Raw genomic sequence first — 673 nt, 5'->3', positions numbered from 1 at the left:
TGGCGTGTGAGCCGGAATCGGGTCTATCGGCTCTACGCCGAAGAGCAGCTTCAACTGCGTTCGAAGCTGCCCAAACGCCGCAAGATGGTGGTGTCGCGCCGCGAGCGCTGCGTGCCGGTTCGCCCCAATGAAGTCTGGAGCCTGGACTTTGTCGCGGACCAATTGGCCGACGGTACCCGCCTGCGAGCCCTGACGGTCGTGGACATCTTTAGTCGTGAAGCACTGGCCATTGAAGTGGGCAAGCGCCTGCGTGCCGAGGACGTCGTGTCGGTGCTGAATCGTTTGGTGGCTCAACGTCACGCACCACGGTTCCTGTTTGCCGATAACGGCAGCGAATTCTCGGGTCGCCTGCTGGACATGTGGGCCTACCACTACAAGGTGCAGATCGACTTCAGCCGGCCAGGCAGGCCCACCGACAACAGCTTCATCGAGACATTCAACGGCTCGTTCAGGGACGAATGCCTGAACCTGCATTGGTTCGAATCGTTGGCGGAAGCCAAACGTGAGATCGAGGCTTGGCGCCGCGACTACAATGAGACTCGACCTCACATGGCGCTCAAGGAGCTAACGCCGGGCGAATTCGCCCGGCAATACAGCCTTCGGCCTACGGCCGAAGGCTCATGAAAGACCGAACACTAACGCTCGGCACTGTCCAAGAAATCCAAGCGGTTCA

Annotated in this window: 1 pseudogene; it reads left to right on the top strand. The window is 60.0% G+C overall.

Annotated elements, in window-relative coordinates:
- Window positions 1–624: pseudogene (locus tag WS61_RS23915) on the top strand (IS3-like element ISBcen22 family transposase); the annotation flags it as partial.
- Between the last annotated feature and the right edge of the window lie 49 nt (window positions 625–673).

The sequence above is a fragment of the Burkholderia sp. ABCPW 11 genome, assembly GCF_001523445.1.
Lineage (GTDB): Bacteria > Pseudomonadota > Gammaproteobacteria > Burkholderiales > Burkholderiaceae > Burkholderia.
Note: the sequence above shows the minus strand (reverse complement) of the source record. Positions and strands in the feature narration are given on the sequence as shown.